Annotated in this window: 17 protein-coding genes; 15 read left to right on the forward strand and 2 right to left on the reverse strand. The window is 66.2% G+C overall.

Features of this window, described 5'->3' with window-relative positions:
• Positions 1-24 precede the first annotated feature (24 nt).
• From ACMDW7_RS01970 to ACMDW7_RS02020, 11 genes are all read left to right on the forward strand, one after another.
• On the forward strand, positions 25-654 hold the full coding sequence (locus ACMDW7_RS01970; protein ID WP_377306056.1) for an ATP-binding cassette domain-containing protein: 630 nt from the start codon (positions 25-27) through the stop codon (positions 652-654).
• A complete protein-coding gene (locus tag ACMDW7_RS01975) occupies positions 651-1862 on the forward strand; it encodes an FtsX-like permease family protein (RefSeq protein WP_377306054.1) in 1212 nt (403 codons plus the stop codon). The genes ACMDW7_RS01970 and ACMDW7_RS01975 overlap by 4 nt, the downstream gene beginning before the upstream one ends.
• A gap of 44 nt (positions 1863-1906) precedes the next feature.
• Complete coding sequence (locus ACMDW7_RS01980; RefSeq protein ID WP_377306052.1) at positions 1907-2185, forward strand: hypothetical protein; 279 nt, start codon at positions 1907-1909, stop codon at positions 2183-2185.
• 23 nt (positions 2186-2208) lie between these two features.
• A complete protein-coding gene (locus tag ACMDW7_RS01985) occupies positions 2209-2712 on the forward strand; it encodes a DUF3299 domain-containing protein (RefSeq protein WP_377306179.1) in 504 nt (167 codons plus the stop codon).
• Positions 2713-2943: 231 nt separating this feature from the next.
• Positions 2944-4476, forward strand: coding sequence for an STAS domain-containing protein (locus ACMDW7_RS01990; protein WP_377306050.1), 1533 nt, complete (start codon positions 2944-2946; stop codon positions 4474-4476).
• A gap of 88 nt (positions 4477-4564) precedes the next feature.
• Positions 4565-5119, forward strand: a complete 555-nt coding sequence (gene hslV, locus ACMDW7_RS01995; protein ID WP_377306048.1) for an ATP-dependent protease subunit HslV — start codon at positions 4565-4567, stop codon at positions 5117-5119.
• A 76-nt stretch (positions 5120-5195) separates the two neighbouring features.
• On the forward strand, positions 5196-6527 hold the full coding sequence (gene hslU, locus ACMDW7_RS02000; protein ID WP_377306046.1) for an ATP-dependent protease ATPase subunit HslU: 1332 nt from the start codon (positions 5196-5198) through the stop codon (positions 6525-6527).
• 255 nt (positions 6528-6782) lie between these two features.
• Positions 6783-10190, forward strand: coding sequence for a TonB-dependent receptor (locus ACMDW7_RS02005; RefSeq protein WP_377306045.1), 3408 nt, complete (start codon positions 6783-6785; stop codon positions 10188-10190).
• 27 nt (positions 10191-10217) lie between these two features.
• A complete protein-coding gene (locus ACMDW7_RS02010; RefSeq protein WP_377306043.1) occupies positions 10218-11966 on the forward strand; it encodes a bifunctional metallophosphatase/5'-nucleotidase in 1749 nt (582 codons plus the stop codon).
• 179 nt (positions 11967-12145) lie between these two features.
• Positions 12146-13624, forward strand: a complete 1479-nt coding sequence (locus tag ACMDW7_RS02015; RefSeq protein WP_377306041.1) for an exonuclease domain-containing protein — start codon at positions 12146-12148, stop codon at positions 13622-13624.
• A 203-nt stretch (positions 13625-13827) separates the two neighbouring features.
• A complete protein-coding gene (locus tag ACMDW7_RS02020; RefSeq protein WP_377306039.1) occupies positions 13828-15048 on the forward strand; it encodes a prolyl oligopeptidase family serine peptidase in 1221 nt (406 codons plus the stop codon).
• Between the two features lie 118 nt (positions 15049-15166).
• On the opposite strand, the gene ACMDW7_RS02025 is transcribed toward ACMDW7_RS02020, so the two are convergent.
• Positions 15167-15784, reverse strand: a complete 618-nt coding sequence (locus ACMDW7_RS02025) for a glutathione S-transferase family protein (RefSeq protein ID WP_377306037.1) — start codon at positions 15782-15784, stop codon at positions 15167-15169.
• Entirely contained in the window at positions 15781-16413 is a 633-nt protein-coding gene (locus ACMDW7_RS02030) for a 5-formyltetrahydrofolate cyclo-ligase (protein ID WP_377306035.1), read from the reverse strand. The genes ACMDW7_RS02025 and ACMDW7_RS02030 overlap by 4 nt, the downstream gene beginning before the upstream one ends.
• 98 nt (positions 16414-16511) lie before the next feature.
• On the opposite strand from ACMDW7_RS02030, the gene ACMDW7_RS02035 reads away from it, so the two are divergent.
• The 4 genes from ACMDW7_RS02035 to ACMDW7_RS02050 all read left to right on the forward strand — a co-directional run bounded on the left by ACMDW7_RS02035 (position 16512) and on the right by ACMDW7_RS02050 (position 21039).
• Complete coding sequence (locus ACMDW7_RS02035) at positions 16512-18599, forward strand: lytic transglycosylase domain-containing protein (RefSeq protein ID WP_377306034.1); 2088 nt, start codon at positions 16512-16514, stop codon at positions 18597-18599.
• Positions 18599-19255 carry a 2-hydroxychromene-2-carboxylate isomerase gene (locus ACMDW7_RS02040; RefSeq protein WP_377306033.1) on the forward strand — a complete coding sequence of 219 codons (657 nt, stop codon included), beginning with the start codon at positions 18599-18601 and terminating at the stop codon, positions 19253-19255. The genes ACMDW7_RS02035 and ACMDW7_RS02040 overlap by 1 nt, the downstream gene beginning before the upstream one ends.
• 20 nt (positions 19256-19275) lie before the next feature.
• Positions 19276-20244 (forward strand): complex I NDUFA9 subunit family protein, encoded by a 969-nt coding sequence (locus ACMDW7_RS02045; protein WP_377306031.1) that lies wholly within the window; start codon positions 19276-19278, stop codon positions 20242-20244.
• Between the two features lie 129 nt (positions 20245-20373).
• Positions 20374-21039, forward strand: a complete 666-nt coding sequence (locus ACMDW7_RS02050) for a glutathione S-transferase family protein (RefSeq protein WP_377306029.1) — start codon at positions 20374-20376, stop codon at positions 21037-21039.
• Positions 21040-21173: the final 134 nt, after the last annotated feature.

The raw sequence follows: 21173 nt of genomic DNA on the forward strand, positions 1-21173 counted from the left end.
CAACCACCGCCCACCCAAGCCGCCATGTTCCGCGCCCTTCTCGTGCAGTATGCCCACCCCGGTGGGGCCATGCTCCGGTACCCGGATATCAATGTCGCGCGAGGTGACGCGCTGCTCATGACCGGTCCATCGGGCTGCGGAAAGACCACCTGGCTGCATCTCGTCGCTGGCCTGCTTCGGATGCACGGTGGTCAGCTCTGGATGGACGATGCCGTGCTCACCCCTGATCGTGTGGCGCTCGTCCCCCAGGTGCCTCACTTGATCGGCAGCCTGTCGGTCATGCAGAACCTGGCGGTCGCCAGTTTTGCCGCGCAGCGCCCGTTTGACGAAGCCCGGGCCCTGCAGCTGCTCGAAGCCATGGGTCTGGCGCATTTGCTTGCGCGCAGGCCATCCGAGCTGTCACGCGGTCAGGCGCAGCGCGTGGCCATCGCGCGAGCGCTCGTCAACCGGCCCGACGTGCTGCTCGCCGACGAGCCCACTGCAAGCCTCGATGACGAAGCCGCCGCAGCAGCGATCCAGCTACTGGTCAGTCAGGCGGCAGCAGCCAATGCCGCGTTGGTCATTGCGTCTCATGATGGTCGGGTCAAGCCCTTGTTTGACGCCACGCTTGCATTGCCGCCCTTCAGCGGCGAGCCGGTCGGGGCCGCGGCATGAGCTCCCGGTCGATTGGCGCCCTGGGGCTCGCGCTCGCGCACATCCGCGCCAGCTGGGGCGGTTTTGCGGCCAATGCCGGCCTTCTGGCGCTTGCAGTGGCCTCGCTCGTCTTCCTCGCAGTTGCGCTCGATGCCCTGCAGGCCAGGGCAGAGCGCGATGCTCAGGGCATCGATCTGGTCGTCGGCGCCAAGGGCAGCGGGCTGCAGATCGTGCTGTCCTCGCTGTACCACGTCGATATCTCGCCCGGGAACATGCCGCTTGCGGAGGCTGAGCGGATCGCGCGCCATCCCATGGTCGCCAAGGCTGTGCCAGTGAGTCTTGGTGACAACTTTCGCGGATTTCGCATCGTCGGTAACACCGGGCTGCGCGAACTCTATGCGGTTCCCGTGGCCCAGGGAGCGGACGCCGCTCGGGCGATGGATGCAGTGCTCGGTGCGGAGGTTGCCGCACGCGCAGCGCTCAAGGTGGGCGACACCTTTTATGGCACGCACGGCCTTGCCGAGGGCGGTGCCGAGCACCGCGATGCGCTCTATACGGTGACCGGCATCCTTGCGCCCAGCGGCAGCGTGCTGGACCGATTGATCCTGACGCCATTGGAGAGCGTCTGGATCGTGCATGAGGGGTACATCAAGGACCCCGAAGAGCTGAAAATCCTCCAGGCCGAACGGGAGGTGTCTGCGCTGCTGCTCCGATACCGCACGCCGATCGCCGCGGCCACGCTGCCGCGCGCCATCAATGCGGGTGAGCGCACGACGGCTGCATCGCCCGCGTTTGAGACTGCGCGACTGCTCGCCTTGCTCGAACCCGCGGTGCTGCTGATGCAGGCCTTTGCGCTGCTGCTGATCCTCGCCTCGCTGACGTCGATCGCCTTGGCCACGCACGTGAGTCTGCGCGAGCGCCGTGCTGACGCTGCCGTGCTGCGCATGATGGGACTGAGCCGTGTCCGCTTGCTGCGGCAGTACCTGCTGGAAGCCGGGTTGCTCGGGCTGGCCGGTACGCTGCTGGGCGGTGCGTTTGCCGCAGCCGTGCTGTGGACCACGAGCGCGTGGCTGGCCGGCGGCCCGAAAGTGCTCCTGCCAGAACTGACACACTTCGGCGCTGCTTGGCTATGGATGGCGCTGGCGCTGCCTGTGGCGCTGCTGGCGGCCTTGCCCAGCGCGTTACAAGCTGCACGCATAGAACCGAGCCGTGTGCTGGCTGAACGCTGAAACCTGCTCGACAATCCAATATCACTGAGTTGAAGGAGTGACCCATGAAGCCCCTGAATCTGTTCTTCTGTGTAGCTGCCGCCTGCGCGGCAGTTGCGGCGGCCAGTGCGTTTGCGCAGGCGCCGGCCGCGCCCAAGACCAGCCCCAAGGATGCACACAAGGCCGAAACGATTGCGCAGCATCGCGCGATGGCCAAGGCTCACGAGGATGCGGCGAAGTGTCTGGAGTCGGGGAAATCCGAAGAGCAGTGTCACGAACAGTTGCGCAAAGATTGCAAGGGTTTGGGTATTGGAAGATTTTGTGGGCTGCGGCACTCGCACTGACAGGAGCGGCCCTCGTGAACCGCATGCATAGCGCACTGAGTGCCGCATTCGGCGTGGCGCTTGTGATCGCCGTTCCGGCTGTGCTCGCGCAGACCTTCGGGTCGCCCGTGCCGCCTGGCATCGGCGGACACAATGGATTGCCAGGTACTCAGCCGCCGCTACCCGAGGTCAAGGGCGGCGTGTCATGGGACGAACTCGCCAAAGTCACGCCGGTCCGCAGTGGAAATCGCGTGGTGCCCCAGTTCGACAAGGGGGTGCTCAACCTGAACGGGCGAGACATCCGCATCGCAGGCTTCATGATGCCGCTGTCGGCGGCGGCCCAGCAGACCCACTTTCTGCTGACTGTCACGCCGCAGACCTGTTCGTTCTGCATCCCGGCAGGTCCGGAGGGCATGATCGAAGTGAAGACCAAGGCGCCTGTGCGCATGACCTTCGACCCGGTCGTGCTCTCAGGAAAGTTCGCCGTACTGTCCAACGATCCGAACGGGCTCTATTACCGACTGACAGAAGCGCAGCCGAGCAAGTAAATTCATGGATCGCTGAACGAAAAGCTCAAACGCGTTGTTGTTTGGGCAACAGCTGGTTTAATTCCTTAAATAGTCCACGATCTTCGTGCCAGTGATGAAGATCGCCTGATCTGTCGCGGTGCTAGTCTCCAAGCGCTATCGCGGGATTCTTGCCTAATCCCGTAGCGCTGCCTTCCCGATTGCAGCGCAGGACGCGTCAGGATCGATCCAGACCCCAGGGGTTTCTTTCCGGTGATTTTCAGTCTGTTCAAGAAGAAGGACCGTGACCGCGGCGACGTTGGCGCAGCCGATGCGCTTGACGAGCCGAGTCTGGGTGCAGGTACGACCTCGCGCCCGAACGGTATCGTTCCGAAAGAACTGCTGGACATTGCTGAAGCGCCGATGGAGCTCCCTGAGCCGCCACCGCTGACCCCCAAGGCGCCCGAGTCCGCATTTGCACAGCGCCAGAACGCCCCGATCGGCGTGGACCCCAAGGCCCTGGCGCGCGCCGCCGTCGCCAAGATCGATGCCATCGAGTCCGAAATGTCCCTGGACTTTGTGGGCAAGAAGAGCTCGGTCGGTACCAAGTTCCAGGACACCGGCGGTCCGAAGGTTGTAGGTGGCCTGCCCGCCAGCGCCCTCAAACCCGTGGAGCGCAAGAGCATCTCGCGCGGCGAGTACGCGCAGGCCGGTGTCGGCAATCCGGAGCTCGACAGCCCGACGGCACTGCTGCTGGGCGATACGGCCTTGGGCGATGCCATGGAGATCGCCGAAGGCGTGACCGCGCCGGCCGTCGAGGAAGCAGCTGTTCTTTACGCCAATCATCTGCCGGACGCAGCCATTGATGTACTGCGCACAGCCATTGCCGAAGGCTCGCTGGGCCGCAGCGAGTTTTCTGCCTATCAGATGTTGTTCGATTTGCTCGGCATGCAAGGCATGCGCGAGGAGTACGAAAAGCATGCGCTCGACTTCGTGGTGAAGTTCGAGCAGAGCGCACCAACGTGGACCGAGCGTGCACAGACGCCCGCAACACCGGCGCAAACCAGCTCCGCACCGATGGTGGCCTTCAAGGACGCGCTGGACGCCTCCATCGTGCCGCAGCTCGAGCGCATCAAGCAGCTGGCCGCCAAGCACACTCGCCTGCGCCTGGATTTCCGCGGCCTAAAAAGTGCCGATGTGGTGGGCTGTGAACTGCTCATGCGCGTCTTCACCGCGTTCTCGCGGGCGAGCCACGAAATGGAGCTGATCGGCACGGATGCGCTGATCAATGCCGTGCAGTCCTTGATCGAGACAGGCCGACGTGATGCCAGCCCCGCAGCCTGGCTCATGATGCTCGAGCTCTACCGCATCACGGATCGCAAGCAGCAGTTCGAGGATCTGGCCGTGGACTATTGCGTCACCTACGAGGTGTCGCCACCATCCTGGGAGCCACCACCGAAGAACATGCGCAGCGCCGACAACCCCCAGGCTTCGGCTAGCCCGGCGCAGATCGAAGGCGGCATGCCCGACGAGATCGTGGTGATCGGCGAGATCAAGGGCAACGGCGAAGTCCTGCTCAAGCTCATCGAGGACGCCATGAAGACCCGCAAGCAGGTGGTGCTCAATTGCCGCAAGCTGGATCGCGTCGAGTTCGGCGCGGCCGGCGCGCTGCTGATCCCGCTGACCAACTGGTCGCGCGATGGTCGCCACATCGTGTTCCGCGGTGTGAACAATCTGGTTGCCGGTCTGTTCGTGACCCTGGGCATCCACCAGATTGCCGGCGTCGAACGCCGCAAGAACGCCTGATCGCCGTCTGAGCGTCAGCACGTGCCGCGGGTCTTGCAATCGGCCCTGCCGGGACCATCTACCGACAGTCGATAGAACGGACTCCCGAATGAGCGATCCCAAATCCATAGAAATGCACGGCACCACGATAGTCAGCGTGCGCCGCGGTCAATCCGTCAGCATTGGCGGCGACGGCCAGGTGACCCTGGGCAACGTGGTCATGAAGGGCACGGCGCAGAAGGTGCGGCGCCTCTACCAGGGCAAGATCCTCGCCGGATTTGCCGGCAGCACGGCCGATGCCTTCAGCCTGCTCGATCGCTTCGAAGCCAAGCTCGAGAAGCACCAGGGCCATCTCACCCGCGCTGCCGTGGAACTGGCCAAGGATTGGCGCACCGATCGCATCCTGCGCCGCCTCGAAGCCATGCTGCTGGTCGCGGACCGCGAGCACACCTATGTCATCACCGGCAATGGCGATGTGCTTGAGCCCGAGACCGGCGTGGCAGCCATCGGCTCCGGGGGCAACTACGCCCACAGCGCAGCCATCGCGCTGGTCGAAAACACCGACATGACGCCCGCGCAGATCGTTGCCAAGTCCCTCAAGATTGCGGGCGACCTCTGCATCTACACCAATCACAACCACGTGATTGAATCGATCGAGGCTTGAGCGCAGCGCTCGCCTCAATCCCTGCACTCAACAAACAGCTCGTGGCAACGCAGTGCCGCCAAGGATTCACCCGCCCATGTCCCAACACATGACTCCCGCCGAGATCGTCAGCGAGCTCGACAAGTTCATCATCGGCCAGCAGCGCGCCAAGCGCGCCGTGGCCATCGCCCTGCGCAACCGCTGGCGGCGCCAGCAGGTGGCTGAGCCCCTGCGCAGCGAGATCACGCCCAAGAACATCCTGATGATCGGCCCCACGGGCGTGGGCAAGACCGAGATTGCGCGGCGCCTTGCCAAGCTGGCGGATGCCCCCTTCGTGAAAGTCGAGGCCACCAAGTTCACCGAGGTCGGCTATGTCGGCCGCGATGTGGACACCATCATCCGTGATCTGGCTGAAGTCGCTGTGAAGGACGCGCGCGACGCCGAGATGAAGCGCGTACGCACACTGGCCGAGGATGCCGCCGAGGATCGCATCCTCGATGTGCTGCTTCCGCCGGCACGCGACGTCGGCTTCACGGCGGCGGCCAAGGAAGACAACGGCACGCGCCAGACGTTTCGCAAGCGCCTGCGCGAGGGCCAGCTCGATGACAAGGAAATCGAGATCGAGATTTCCGCCTTGCCCACCCACATGGAGATCCAGGGGCCGCCGGGTATGGAAGACATGACCCGCCAGCTGCAGGAGATGTTCGGCAACCTCGCCAAGGGACAGAAGCGCGCCCGCAAGATGAAGGTCAAGGAAGCGATGAAGCTGCTGACCGACGAGGAAGCCGCACGGCGCATCAATGAAGAGGACGTGCGCACGCGAGCCATGCGCAACGTGGAGCAGAACGGCATCGTGTTCCTCGATGAGATCGACAAGATCGCCGCACGCCAGGAGTACGGCGGCGCCGACGTGAGCCGCCAGGGGGTGCAGCGGGATCTGTTGCCGCTGGTCGAAGGCACTACGGTCAACACCAAGTTCGGCACGGTGAAGACAGATCACATCCTGTTCATCGCCTCGGGTGCCTTCCATCTGGCCAAGCCGAGTGATCTGGTGCCCGAGCTGCAGGGGCGCTTTCCGATCCGCGTGGAGCTGGACAGCCTGAGCACCGAGGACTTCGAGCGCATCCTGACGCAGACCGACACCGCGCTGACCAAGCAGTACCAGGCTCTGATGGCGACCGAAGGGCTGCAGCTGGACTTCACATCCGATGGCATCCAGCGTCTCGCACAGATCGCCTTCGGTGTCAATGAGCGCGTGGAGAATATCGGCGCACGCCGGCTGTACACCGTGATGGAAAAGCTGCTCGAGGACCTGAGCTTCGAGGCGAGCAAGCGCGAAGGCCAGCGTCTTTCGATTGATGCAGCCTTTGTCGATGCCCATCTCGGTGAATTGGCCAAGAGCGAAGACGTGTCGCGCTACGTGCTCTAGTCCTCCAGCTCAGACCCGGTCTCGATCGGCCCCGCGCGCATTGGCGCCGGGGCCGATTGCATTTCGAGGCTGGACTCTGATCGCCGCAGGGCTTTCCCTCTGCCACAGCGATGAAACAAAGCTGTCGCCCGTCTGTCATGTGCCGCCCAAAGAATGTGCGGCTTGCATGACGGCGGGGTTCCGGCGCATGGCCCACACGGCCTTGCATGCGCGTCCCCATGCCGCTGCGTTCACATTCACGCATCAGGGATCAACATGCTTCTGCCCGGTCTGCCCGACTTCCCTCGTACCCTCGTTGCCGCCGCGATTGCGGTGTGCGTTGCGCCCGCGCTGGCGCAGAACACGTCGTCTGCGCTCACGGGGCGCGTGCTCGCGCAGGATGGCAAGCCGGTGTCCGGTGCGCAGGTGCAGATCACCCATATCGATTCCGGCTCGCAGACGAGCAGCCGCACTGATGCAGATGGCCGCTACAGCGCCCGCGGCCTGCGCGCCGGCGGCCCCTACCGCGTGTTGGTGACTGAAGGGGGCCGCAGCGAGTCGCGTGACAGCGTATTTCTTCCTCTTGCAGAGACGCTGACGCTGGATCTGCAGTTCCGCAGCGTCACCGCGGTGGAGCGCACCGTGGTGACCGGCACGGCGATCTCGGACCGCTTCGGTCCCAACAGCGTGGGTGCGGGGACGCGTTTGAGCCGTCGCGATCTGGAGAACCAGGCCTCGATCAGCCGCAGCCTGCAGGATGTGGCGCGGATCGACCCGCGTCTGGCGCAGACCGACAAGGAGCGCGGCGAAATCTCCGCCGCCGGCCAGAACACCCGCTTCAACTCGATCACGATCGACGGTGTCACCATCAATGACACCTTTGGCCTGGAGTCCAACAACCTGCCCACGCTTAAGCAGCCCATCTCGATCGATGCGCTGGAAGCCGTGCAGGTGAATCTCTCCAACTATGACGTGACGCAGCGCGGCTACACCGGCGCCAACATCAACGCCGTGACCAAGTCTGGCACCAACGAACTGCGCGGCAGCGTGCTCTACAGCTTCCGCAACGACGACCTTGCGGGCCAGCGCTTCAACCGCACCGGCAACACCTACAGCCAGCCGCCCAAGTTCGACGAAACCTTGATCGGCGCCACGGTCGGCGGCCCGATCATCAAGGATCGGCTGTTCTTCTTTGCAGCCTATGAAGACCTCAAGAGCACGCGCAATGCCGTGTCCTTCGGGCCTGTGGGCAGCAGCCAGACGAACGTGGCCATCACCCCGGCGGCCATCTCCGGCGCGCAGGACATCGCCCGCACGACCTACGGCATCAACATCGGCGACATTGCCGCCGATGACGCGACCCTCAAGGTCAAGGATGTGCTGGTCAAGTTCGACTGGAACATCGCCGAGGGCCACAAGGCCAATCTGCGCTACACCAAGACGGACCAGGACGAGCCGATCTACCCGAACTTCAACGCCACCAACCTGTCGCTGAGCTCGAACTGGTACGTACAGAAGAAGACCATCGACACGCTGGTCGGCCAGTGGTTCGGTGATTGGTCCGAGGCGCTGTCCACGGAATTCAAGCTCTCTCAGCGCAAGTACGACAGTGTGCCCATCAACAACGCCCGCCTGCCGGCGATGCAACTGAGCTTCGGCGGTGCGCTGCCCACGGGCTTTACCGGTCAGACCGGAACGCGCTCGCTGAACTTCGGCACGGAGCGCTCGCGCCACTTCAACGTACTGCGCACGGACACGCTGGACGCCTATGCGGGGGCCGTCTGGCGCCGCGGCGAGCACGAGATCAAGTTCGGCAGCGACTTCCAGGACAACGATATCTACAACGCGTTCCTGCAGGACACCTTCGGCAACTACAGCTTCAGCTGCCAGAACAGCTCGGCCACCTATACCTACAGCTTTGGCACAATCAACTGCGCCACGGCGACCGCAGCGCAAGTCGAGCAGGCGGTGCTGGAGAACTTCCAGCGCGGCCGCCCAACAAGCTTCCAGGTGCAGGTGCCTGCCGCTGGTCGGACGCTGGAAGATGCCGTAGCGCGCTGGAAGCTGCGCAACACGGGCTTCTTCGCGCAGGACACCTGGACCGTGAGCGACGACCTGACGGTGAACTTCGGTGTCCGCGTCGATCGCACGGGTGTGCCGACCAAGCCGATTGCCAACCCGGCGGCGCAGGCCGCTGTGGTGCCCGGAAACCCGATCACCGGTACCCGTGCTTCGGGCGGCTTCGGCCTGGACAACACCCGTACCCTGGACGGCACGGATCTCGTTCAGCCGCGTGTGGGCTTCAACTGGAATCTGGACGCCAAGCGCCCCACGCAGCTGCGCGGCGGTTTTGGCCTGTTCCAGGGTGCGGCGGCCAACGTGTGGCTGTCCAACCCCTTCTCCAACACCGGTGTGGCCACGCGCATCGTTGGCTGCGGCGGCAACTTCGCAGCCTGTGACCCGAACGGCGGCACCTTTAACGCCAACCCGGATCAGCAGCCCGGCACGCTGCCCGGCAGCCCGCCGGCAGCCAACGTGGATTTCCTGTCGCCCAACCTCAAGCAGCCCTCGGTGTGGAAGGCCAACCTGGGCTTCGAGCACCAGCTTCCGATCGGCCTCGTGGCGTCGGTGGAGTACCTCTACACGCGTACCAAGGACGGCATCTACTACCAGCACCTGAATCTGGGTGCGCCCACGCGCATCGGCCCGGATGGTCGCGAGCTGTTCTACACGGCGCAGGGCTACAACCCGGCGTGCTGGACGCCCACCGGAGGCTCGGTCAGCACCGGCGCCTGCGCGGGCTTCCGCAGCCGAGCGCTGTCCAACCCGGCCTTCAACAACGTGCTGCTGGCAGAGAACACCGACAAGGGCTTCGGCAGCAGTCTGACCTTTGCCCTGCAGCAGCCTGTGCAACGCGGCTTTGGCTGGTCGCTGGCCTACACGCGCTCCAAGGCCACCGAAGTCAGCCCGCTGACCTCGTCGGTGTCGAACTCCAACTTCAACGCCCGCTCGGTCTTCAACCCAAATGAAAACGTCGCCGCAAACTCCGCCTACCTCACCAAGAATCGCCTGAACGGCAGCATGAACTTCGAGAGGCGCTGGTTCGGCCAGATGAAGACGACCATCGGCGTGTTCTATGAAGGCCGCAGCGGCAAGCCGTACAGCTGGACCTTCGCCAACGACATGAACGGCGACGGCGTCTCCGGCAACGACCTCATGTACATCCCGCGCGGCGTGGGTTCGGGTGAAGTCGTGTTCCTCGGCGACACGGCCACCAGCCGCGTCAACGAGGAACGCTTCTGGAGCATCGTGAACAGCGAGCCGGCCCTGCGTGATGTGCGCGGTGGTCCGGTCGGTCGCAACACGGGCACCTCGCCCTATGTGCACACCTTCGATGTGCGCATCACGCAGGAAGTCCCGGGCTTTGCGAGCAAGCATCGCGGCAAGCTGATCCTGGATCTGGTCAACATCGGCAACATGATCAACCGCAAGTGGGGCCGCATCGACGAGATCGCCTTCCAGGGCGGCGGCGCGCAGGTGCGCAACTTTGTGCGCTACGCCGGCATCGATGCGCAAGGGCGCTACGTCTACAGTGTGGCCAATACCCCCTCGGACTACGTGACCCGCCAGAACCGCGGCGAGTCGCAGTGGGCCGTCCAGGTGGGCCTGCAGTACTCGTTCTGATCTCCACTCGCCGAGGGACTCCGCCTGATGTCGATGTTCTCCACGCGTGCGCCCGGTCGCCGGGCGCGCGGCCTGATGCTTGGCGCGCTGGCGCTGTTCGCGACACTCGCTCTGCCGGCCTGCAGCTCGATGCACGGCCAGCCGGCCAGCACCACGCTGACACTGCTGGCCATCAACGACCTGCATGGCCACCTGCAGGTCAGCAACCCGGTGCCCTGGACCTACGCGGTCAATGATCCGGCACGGCCCGGCGCCACCGTGCAGGCCGCGCATGGCGGACTGCCGCATCTGATGACGGCGCTGGAGACGTTGCGCACCCAAGCCGGCAGCAGCCTCACGGTGGGCGTGGGCGACATGATCGGTGGCTCGCCGCTCGGCTCATCGCTGCTCAAGGACGAGCCGACCATCGAAGCGCTCAACCTGTTGGGCGTCAGCGTGAGCGTGGTGGGCAATCATGAGTTCGATGCCGGGCGCGACGAACTGCAGCGCCGCATCCGCGGTCAATGCCCCGCCGGCGGCTGCGCGCTGCCCGGCTACAAGGGCGCGCGCTTCGAGTACATCGCGGCCAACGTGCTCGAGGGCGAACAGCCCTGGCTCAAGCCCTACGTGATCCGCGAGCTGAACGGCGTGAAGATCGCCTTCATCGGCGCGGTGACGCGCGACACACCCAACATCGTCTCGGCCAGCGGCATCCGAGGTCTGCGCTTTACGGAAGAAGCTCAGGCCATCAACCGCTTTGTGCCGGCGGCGCGTGCCGAAGGCGCGCAGGTGTTTGTGGCGCTGGTTCACGAAGGCGGCCGCCTGCCCAATCAGCCCCCCGGCGTGGTGAACGACCCGAGCTATGCCTGTGACGGACTCGAAGGCTCGATCGTCGGCATCAACGAACGCCTGGACCCGGCGATCAGCGTGGTGTTTTCGGCCCACACCCATCAGGCCTACACCTGCAAGCGCAACGGCCGCCTGCTGGTGCAGGGGCAGGCCTACGGTGCGCTGGTCAGCGAGGTCAAGCTCGTGGTGGACCGCAAGACCGGCGCCGTCAGCACGGCCACGGCCTTCAACCACAAGGTGGCGCAGTCCGCCTATGGGGCATCGCCCGCGGCCAAACCCCTGCTGGACGAAGTGGAGCGCCTGACCGGACCGATCAAGAACAAGACCATCGCCACGCTGCCCGCCCAGCTCACGCGCCGCTCCGCGTCGGGCAGCGACAGCCCCCTGGGCGGCGTGATCGCCGATGCGCAGCTGGCCTACGTGCGCAAGCTCACACCGGCGGACGTGGCCTTCATGAACCCCGGCGGCGTGCGCGCAGACCTGCCGGTGGCGGCGGCCCAGCCGCCGATCACGGTGTCGATGGCTGATGCCTTTGCCACCCAGCCCTTCGGTAATGACGTGGTGGTGCTGAGCCTGAGCGGTGCGCAGATCCTGGAGCTGCTGCAGCAGCAATGGGCCGGGCGCGACGCGGACAGTCCGCGCCTGCTGCAACCCAGCCAGACGCTCACCTACCGCTGGGACGCGCGCCTGCCGATCGAGCAGCGCATCATCGATCTGCGCATCAACGGCGCGCCGCTGGACCCTGCCCGCAGCTACCGTGTGGTGGTCAACAGCTTCATGGCCGAAGGCGGTGACCGCTTCACCGCGCTGCGTCAGGGCAAGGAGCGTCAGATCATCGGCCAGGACATCGAGGCGCTGATCGAATACCTGCAGACCCGGGGCGACGCGCTGCGCCCGCCCTTTGTGCCGCGCGTCACGCGGGTGGATGCTCCGGCAGCCAGGCCGTAAGCAATTCTGGCCGAAAATAATTGAATGTGAACTAGCCAAAATGCCAATTTACGCAATCAGATAGAGGATGTTGGCATTTTTCGTCGTTCATAGAAATACGGCCGAAAATAAGATAAACAAGTACTGTAGCGGCTCTCCAGCCATTCGGCCTGCGCGCTCGATCCTCACATAATGGCGGGGTGTTCGCCCCCCGCACCGTCTTCCTCGATCTCGAAACCACCGGCATGAGTCCGGAGCGTGAGCGCATCACGGAGATCGGCCTGGTCGTGGTGCAAGACGGCGAAGTGCGCGAGCGCTGGCAGACCCTGGTGAACCCCGGCAAGCCGATTCCGCCGGACATCAGCTGGTTCACAGGCATCACCAACGAGATGGTGCGCGGCGCACCGGAGTTCGAGCAGGTGGCCGACGAACTGTGGGCCCGCCTGCAGGGTGCGCTGCTGGTGGCGCACAACGCCCGTTTTGACTACGGCTTTCTCAAGGCGGAGTTTGCGCGCCTGGGGCGCACCTACATCACCAAGCCGCTGTGCACGGTCAAGCTCTCGCGCACCCTGGACCCGGAGCAGCGCAGCCACAGTCTGGACGCGCTGATCGAGCGCTGGGACCTCGGGCGCGAGGCGCGCCACCGCGCCATGGGTGACGCCGAGCGGCTCTGGGTGTTCTCGCAGAAGCTGGCGCAGCGCTACAGCGCGCCGCTGATTGACGAAGCCGTGCGTCTCATCACCCGCCGCGCCAGTCTGCCGCCGCACCTGCCGCCCACGCTGTTTGACGAGATGCCTGCCAGCCCCGGCGTCTATACCTTTCATGCCGAGCACGGGCAGATCCTCTACATCGGCAAGAGCATCAGTCTGCGCGATCGGGTTGCCGCGCACTTCTACGACGTCAAGAACGAGCGTGAGCAGCAGCTCGCTGCGCAGGTGCACCGCGTGAGCTGGGAGCCCTGCGCCGGGCCGCTGTCCACCGCGGTGCGCGAGGCCGAGGCCATCAAGACCCACGCCCCGGCCGCCAACGTGGCACTGCGCCGCAACGAGCGCGCCGTGCTGCTGCAGATCGACGCGCTGGGCCGCTTGCGCTACTTGCCGGCGCAGGTCGTGGCGGACGAGGGAGCTGCGCCGGGCGCGGCGATCAGCGATTCCGCAGACGACCCGGTGTCCGCGCGCGGGTATGGGCCCTTCTCCTCCCGCGCCGCGGCGCGTGCCGCCGTGGTGGCGCTTGCGCGTGAGTTCCAGCTCTGCCTGAAGACCCTGGGCCTGGAGCGCGCTGCGCGTGGCGAGGCGCAGGCCGGCGGCTGCTTCAACCTGCAGATCCGCCGTTGTCTGGGTGCCTGCGTGAACCGCGAGCCCTTTGCCGAGCACCTGGCGCGGGTGCACAGCGCGCTGGCGGATCACCGCGTGCCGCACTGGCCCTGGCCAGGCGCCATTGCAGTGGTGGAACGCTCCGCGGACGCGCTGCTCGAAGATTGGGTCGTGATCGACCGCTGGTGCGTGCTGGGCGTCGTCCGGAGCCAGGACGCCGCGCTTGCGCGGATGCGCGCGGCCGAGCGCCGCTTCGATCTGGACCTGTTTCGCATGGTGCGCAAGCTCCTGGTGCCTGTGGGCGGCGGCGAGCAGGAGCCCGTGGCGAACCCGCCGCGCATCGAGCTGCTGCACGCCCTGGGCTGAGGTGCGTGCAGTGCGCCGCTTGGGGCGCAGTGCCTGGCCAGGCGCCGGGTACGGTTTGTTCAAGCCGCAGCTCAACCCCGCAAAAGCGCAATCCGTCGGCAGGCACCGACAGCCGCGCCCGGCTTGCCGCAGCATTCAGTCTGGCGGCATGCGCCCCATAGTGCTTCGAGCCCGACATCACTCATCCTCCGAGGAATCCACTCATGATCCAGTTCAAGCTGCAGTGCCTCACCTCCAGGTTGCTGCACGCTGGTGCGGCCCTGGCGCTGGGTGCCGGCCTGATCGGCACCGCCGCCCAGGCTCAGACCGCGGGCGGCGCAGTCGGCGTGCCGCGTCTGGTCGATGAGTCGCGCCTGCCCGCGAACTTTGCCTACCGCGCTTTCGAGACCACCGACGCACTGGGCCGCAGCGTGCGCTTCTATCTGACGGACGCCGAAAGCAGCGATGACCGGCCGCTGGTGCTTGCGCTGCAGAACACCGGCTGTGCATCGCTGTTCCAGCAGGTGGATGGGCGGGTGGCGGGCGGCTGGTTCACTGGCCTGCGTGGCGCCAGCCGGCCCACGGCCCAGACCCTGATCGTCGAGAAGCCGGGCGTGCGCCTGTTCGATCTCAACCCGCAGCCCGGCACCAGCACCGCTTGCGCGGCGGGCTTCGTCACTGAACACAGCATGGACCGCTGGCTGGCCGCCGTGGAGGCCGCCACGCGAGCGGCGCTGGGCACGCGCGCCAGGCCGCCCAAGGCGCTGCTGGCCGTAGGCCATGGCGAGGGCGCCCAGGTGGCCGCGCAACTGGCCGGGCGGCTGCCGGGCCTGACGCATGTCGCGCTCATCAGCGGGGGCCCCTCGGGCGCGCTGGAGGAGTGGATGGCGCTGGCCGCGGCGGCTCCGGCCGGCAACTCCAAGGCCGGTGTGAACCCGCAGCTGCGCGCATTGGCGCAGGCGGCCGGGCAGGTTCGCTCAGAGCCACGCAGCACCGACAAGACTCTGCTCGGTCAACCCTACCGCTACTGGGCCGCGCGCCTGAGTGCCAGCCAGATGGATGCGCTGGCTGCCAAGCCGCTGCGGGTCTTCATCGCGCACGGCGAGCGTGATCGCTCCGTGCCGGTGAGCACGTCCGACCGACTCGCGGCCGAGCTGCTCGCGCGCGGCGCGGATCTGACCTGGGTGCGCATCCCCGGGGCGGATCACGCCCTCAATGCGCCGGGCGCCAGCGGCGGCGCCGCGTTGCGCGACATGCTGGGCACGGTGCTGGCCTGGCAGGCGGGCACGGCGCCCAATGGGGAATCCGTGGTGTGGCCGATCCCGACCGGCGTCGAGGTCTTCGACATGGGCAAGTTCACGGTCGAGCGTCTGCAGGCCGACGCCGAGGCTGAGCGCCTGCGTCGCTTGAACAACCCCAACGCGCCGGGTCCCGGCAACTTCTAGCGCGCAAAGCAAATACGAGATCGGCTCTGGATGCGGGTCTTCAGACCAAAGTGCTTGAAGACCCGCGCCAGACAAGCGGAAAGGCCTTGAGCCTGCGTGCCCGGCAGCGGGTGTGACCTCAGGACTTGCCGACCGCCTTGGCCTTCTGAAAGCCCTCGCGGGCCAGGCAGCGCTTCAGCCAGGCGGCAAGCTTCGGATGCGCGGCCATGAGGTCGGTATCAGCGCGCGCCCAGGTCAGCACGCAGGCGCAGTTCAGGTCGGCCACGGTGAAGCGGTCAGCCGCGATGTATTCGCGGGCGGCCAGATGCGCCTCCAGCACGGCGAAGGGTGTGCGCAGGCGCTGAGCCGCCTTTTCAGCCAGAGACAGATCGCGCTGCGGCTCAGGCAGGCCCATGCGGTGCATCAGAATCGTCAGCGCGTCCTTCTCGCATTCGTTGCCGACCCAGAAGCTCCACTGCAGCACCGCAGCTTCCTCAGCCAGATTGGCTGGGGCGAGCGGCCCGCCGTGCTTGCGCGCCAGGTACAGGTTGATGGCCAGACTTTCCCAGACCACCAGCCCGTCGTCGTCAATGACAGGGATGTGGCCGTTCGGGTTCAGGGCCAGCATCTCCGGCGTCTTGGCGCCGCCACCCATGTAGTGCACGGGTACGTGCTCATAGGTGAGGCCCAGTTCCTCGGCCATCCAGAGGGTGCGCACGGCGCGGCTGGCAGCCACGCCGTAGATCTTCAGGCTCATGTCGTCTCCCGGACAAAGAGTTGGTCTTCTGTGGCAATCGCGTCCAGCGGCAGGTCGTGCGCAGCCGGTGTGAATTCATCGGGCTCGCAGCGCTGGCAGCCGAAGGCCACGCCGATCACCGGCGGGCGCTGCACGCGCGTGGCGGCGAGCAGATCGAGCGTGCGGTCGAAGTAGCCGCCGCCATAGCCCAGTCGATAGCAGTCCGGCGTGAAGCCCACGCAGGGCACCACCAGCACGTCCGGCTCGCACCACAGGCGCCGCGCAGGCACCTCGATGCCGAAGCGGTCGCGCTCCATGGCGTCGCCCGGCGCCCACTGGGCGTATTGCAAGGGTTGCTGGGGCTCGTCGGCAACGGCGAGCGCAAGCTGGTAGCCGCGCTCATGCAGCTCGGCATACCAGGGACGCAGATCCACTTCGGCGCGGTAAGGCAGGGTCAGCCCGAGCGTGCGTGCGCCAGCGCCATGTTCGGCCAGCCAGGCATCCAGACGCTGGATGATCTGCTGCTCGGCCGCCTCGCGCGTGACCGGGTCCAGGCCCATGCGCCGCGCGATCAGCGCCGCGCGCAGGCTCTTGCGGTCCTCCAGATCGAGCATGCGTAAGCGGGTCTCCGGGTCGTTGAAATGCGCCACGACGCGCGCCGCAGGGGCGGGCGATAATTCGGGCCGGCGGCTCGGCGCAGCAAGCGCGTGCGGCCTGTGTCGTGAATTTTGTTGCGGATGTTCCCTTGATGTTAATGACCCGTGTGTCTCCTCGCCCGCTTCAGCGGTCCCGATCAACCCTGAATCTGGCCGCGGGCCTGCTGGCCGCGGCCTTGCTGCTTGCCGGATCAGCCGCATGGGCGCAGGGCCAGAACGGGCGCAAGGCCGGCGCCGCATGCCCGGGCTGCCGCGCCCCCGCCGAGGCCACCGAGGTGCTCATCACCCAGCTGCGCGACGCAGCCCGCAACTTCGAGGCCGATCGCGTGGCGCAGCTTGCGTCGCGCATTCCGGCGGACCATGTGCTTGCCCCCTATGGCGAGTTCTGGACCTTCCGTACGCGCTACATCACCCGCGGTGGTGAACCCACCGGGCAGGTGAGCGATGCCGAGCTGCAAGCCTTCCTCAAGAAATGGGACGGCACCTTCATGGCCGACCGCATCCGCAACGACTGGCTGCTCATTCTCGGCAAGCGCGGCGACTGGGCAACTTTCGATGCCGAGTTCCCGCGCTTCGTGCTGCAGGACGACAACCAGGTCAGCTGCTATGCCCTGCAGTCGCGCCTGCGTAGCGGTGCCGGCAAGCCCGAGGACATCGCCCGCGAGGCCGACGAGCTGATGGACCGTAATGCCCAGGCCGCAGGCGGTGACGGCTGCGTGTCGCTCACGCTCGCGCTGGCAGAGAGCGGTGCCTGGGGTCCAAGCGACCTGTGGCAGCGCATCCGCCAGCTGCACGAGGCCAGCCAGGTCAGTGCCAGCAAGCGCGTGGCACCTGCGCTGCCCAGTGACCAACGGCCCACGGATGATCAGCTCGACGCCGTGTTCGGCAGCGCCACGCGCTACATCGCCACCCAGGCCGACTACGAGACCCGCCGTGGCCGCGAGCTCGCCGCGCTGGCCTTGTCGCGTATCGCCCGGCAGGACGCCGAGCAGGCCAGCGAGAACCTGGTGCGCCAGAGCGCCCGCAAGCTCGGCCAGAACGAGGCCGCCTACGTGCGCCTGCAGTACGCCGCCGCCTGCGCGCGCCGCACCTGGTCCAGCTGCAGCGATTGGCTGAAGGACCTCAAGTCCGGCCACGGCACCGACGACACCATGGCCTGGGCCGCCCGCGCCGCCCTGCGTGACCAGGACTTCCCGGCACTGGCCCGCGTGCTGGCGCTGATGAACCCGAGCCAGCGCAACGAACCCACCTGGACCTACTGGAACGCCCGCACCCTGCGCAGCCTTGGCGCGCCGCGCGAGGACTGGGTGGCGCAGCTCGATCGCATCAAGGGCGGCTGGGACTTCTACGGCCTGCTGGCGCGCGAAGACCTCGGCGAGAAGATCGTGATTCCGCCCAAGACGCTCACGTTCACTGAGGAAGACGTGCAGGAAGCCAGCCGCAGCCCGCACGTGGCGCGCGCCTTCGCTTTTTTCCAGGCGGGGCTGCGGTTCGAGGGCAACCGCGAGTGGAACTGGCAGATGCGCAGTCTGCCCGACGCCAAGCTCGCGGCCTATGCGGAGTACGCGCGCCGCCAGGGCCATCTGGATCGCATGATCAATGCCAGCGAACGCACGCGCGAGGCCTTCGACTTCACGCAGCGCTACCCCACGCCCTTCGTGGAAGAGCTCGCGCCTATAGCGAAGAACGTGGACCTCGACATCGCCTGGGTCTACGGCCTGATCCGCCAGGAAAGCCGTTTCATCATGGACGCGCGCTCCAGTGCCGGCGCCCAGGGCCTCATGCAACTGATGCCGGGTACGGCGCGTTATGTGGCCAAGAAGATCGGCATGGACTACGACCCGGCCAAGATCAACACCATGACCAAGAACCTCACTCTGGGCAGCAACTACCTGGCCATGGTGCTGCGTGATCTGGATGGATCGCCCGCACTCGCGAGTGCAGCCTACAACGCCGGCCCCGGCCGCCCGCGGGCCTGGCGCGCCAGCCTGCGCCGTACGGTGGATGGCGCCGCCTTTGCCGAGACCATCCCGTTCACTGAAACACGTGGCTACGTGAAGGCCGTGCTGGCCAACGCCGTGGTGTACGCGGCCGTGATGGGGCAGGAGAACGCGCCTTCGCTCACCCGGCGCCTGGGGCATGTACACCCGAAGGAAGCGGGCACGACAACCCTGCCTTGATGAGCGTGCCCATGCATCAGCTCGACGTCTATCTCGACTTCATCTCGCCCTATGCCTACCTGGGCTTTCACGCCCTGCCCGAGGCGCTGGAAGGCCAGAGCGTCAGCGTGAACTACAAGCCGGTGCTATTTGCCGGCATGCTGAAGCACTGGGGTCAGCTCGGGCCGGCCGAGGTGCCGCCCAAGAAGGTCTGGACGTTTCGCCATGTGCTCTGGCTCGGGCAGCAGGCAGGGCGCTCGATGCAGGCACCGGCAGCACACCCCTTCAACCCGCTGGCCTTGTTGCGCATTGCCGTGGCCAAGGGGCTGGCGCAGGGGGGTGACCCCAACCGCGAAACCTGCCGCGCGATCTTCGAGCACGTCTGGGAGACAGGTCTGCCCGCGGACGATGCGCAGCGCACCGCCGATCTGGCGCAGCGTCTGCACGTGACCGACTGGAACACCGATGCCGTGAAGCAGCGCCTGCGCGAGAACACCGAGGCGGCGATTGCCGCAGGCGTGTTCGGCGTGCCGAGCGTGGTGTGGCAAGGGCGCGTGTTCTGGGGCGTGGACGGTCTGCCCATGCTGCGCGCGGCGCTTGAGGGTGATCCGCGACTCTCTGACGCTGCCTGGGCGGCTGCAGAATCCATTCCAGCGGCGGTTGAACGGCCGCGCTAACTCTTAACACTGATACCACCATGCTGCACAAGATTCTCGTCATCGGCGGCAGCGGCTTCATCGGCCGCCACCTCATTGCCCAGCTCGTGGAGCAGGGCCACCGGATCACGGTGCCCACGCGCAAGCGCGATCGCGCGCGTCATCTCTGGCTGCACCCCAAGCTGGATGTGATCGAGGCCGATGTGCACTGTCCGGACACCATGGCGCGTCTGGTCGCTGGCCATACGGCGGTGATCAACCTCGTGGGCGTGCTGCACAGCAAACCGGGCAGCCCGTACGGGCCGGACTTCGCGAAGAACCACGTCGATCTGGTGCGCAAGATCGTGGGCGCCATGCAGCAGGCAGGCGTAGGTGCCGAAAATGCGCGCTTGCTGCACATGAGCGCGCTGGGTGCCAGCGCACAAGGCTCTTCGATGTACAGCCGCAGCAAGGCCGCTGGCGAGGCGCTGGTGCGTGACAGCGGCCTGGCCTGGACGATCTTCCAGCCCTCAGTCGTGTTCGGGCCGGAGGACCAGTTTCTCAATACTTTCGCCAAGCTCGCCAAGATTGCGCCTGTGTTTCCGCTCGCGGGCAGCGGCGCCAGGCTGCAGCCGGTGTATGTGCAGGACGTGGCACAGGCCTTTGTGACCGCCTTGGATGATCGCGCCACGATCGGGCAGACCTACCAGCTGGCCGGCCCCAGGGTCTACACGCTCGCCGAACTCGTACGCTTTGCTGCGGCGGTGGGCGCGCATCGCAACATCCCTGTGCTGCCCCTGCCGCTGGGGATCGGCAAGCTGCAGGCCCTGGCCATGGAGCTCGCACCCGGCCCCACGCTGATGAGCCGCGATAACGTCGACAGCCTCAAGGCCGACAACGTGGCCACCGACGACGGCCTGGCGCGTCTGGGCATTCATGCGCAGGCCATGGAGCCGATCGCCACGCTGTACCTGCAGGGCAAGCATCCGCGCACCCGCAGCGACGGCTGGCGGGTGCGGGCGCATCGCTAGGCGGCATCCGCCCGCCCCATGCGCGCGCTGCATGGGGCGCATGCACGCATCACGCGCATTGCGCTGCCTCGGCGCGCGGCATCGGCCTAAGCTTGGCGGCCCATCACAGACGCCTCGCGGAGACCGCCCATGCTCAAGCTCGTGATTGCCGACAAGGCCTATTCTTCCTGGAGCCTGCGCCCCTGGCTGGCACTGACGCAGGCGGGCATCCCGTTCGAGGAGGTCCGTCTGCGCTTCGGCTCACCCACCTACAAGCAGGACTTTCGCGAGCAGTCGCCCACCGGAAAGGTGCCGGTGCTGGTGCTGGAAGACGGCCAGCGCGTCTGGGACAGCCTGGCGATCATCGAGACGGCGGCCGAGCTGTTTCCGGACAAGGGACTGTGGCCGGCCAACCCCGGAAACCGCGCACACGCGCGCAGCATCTGTGCCGAGATGCATGCCGGCTTCATGCAGCTGCGCTCCAACATGCCGATGCACCTGCTGGCCAAGTTTCCGGGCCGTGGCTGGAACCTCGCGGTTCAGGCCGACATCGATCGGGTGGAGGCGATTTGGCGCGAGTGCCTGCAAAAGAGCGGCGGGCCCTTCCTGTTCGGCAACTTCACCGCTGCCGACGCCTTCTTTGCGCCCGTGGTCACGCGCCTCGATACCTACGTAGCCCAGGTGGCGCCCGATACGCGCGCCTACATGGATCGGGTCTTTGCTACCGAGGGTATGCAGACCTGGATCCGCCGCGCGCGCGAAGAGTTCGAGTTTGTGGACTTTGAAGAGCCCTATCGGCGCAGCGTGCACGGCTGAAACCTGCGGCGGCGTGATATGCACGCTTGAAATCTACCCCCTTGAATGCCCCGAAATCCGCTTGGCACAAGCGGTGAGTGACTTTCAGGTATTTTCAAATAAATTTTGAAAGTAGGTTGTTTTAGCGGGCATTT

Origin of the sequence: Piscinibacterium candidicorallinum, assembly GCF_047549485.1 — a bacterium.
Classification (GTDB): domain Bacteria; phylum Pseudomonadota; class Gammaproteobacteria; order Burkholderiales; family Burkholderiaceae_C; genus Piscinibacterium; species Piscinibacterium candidicorallinum.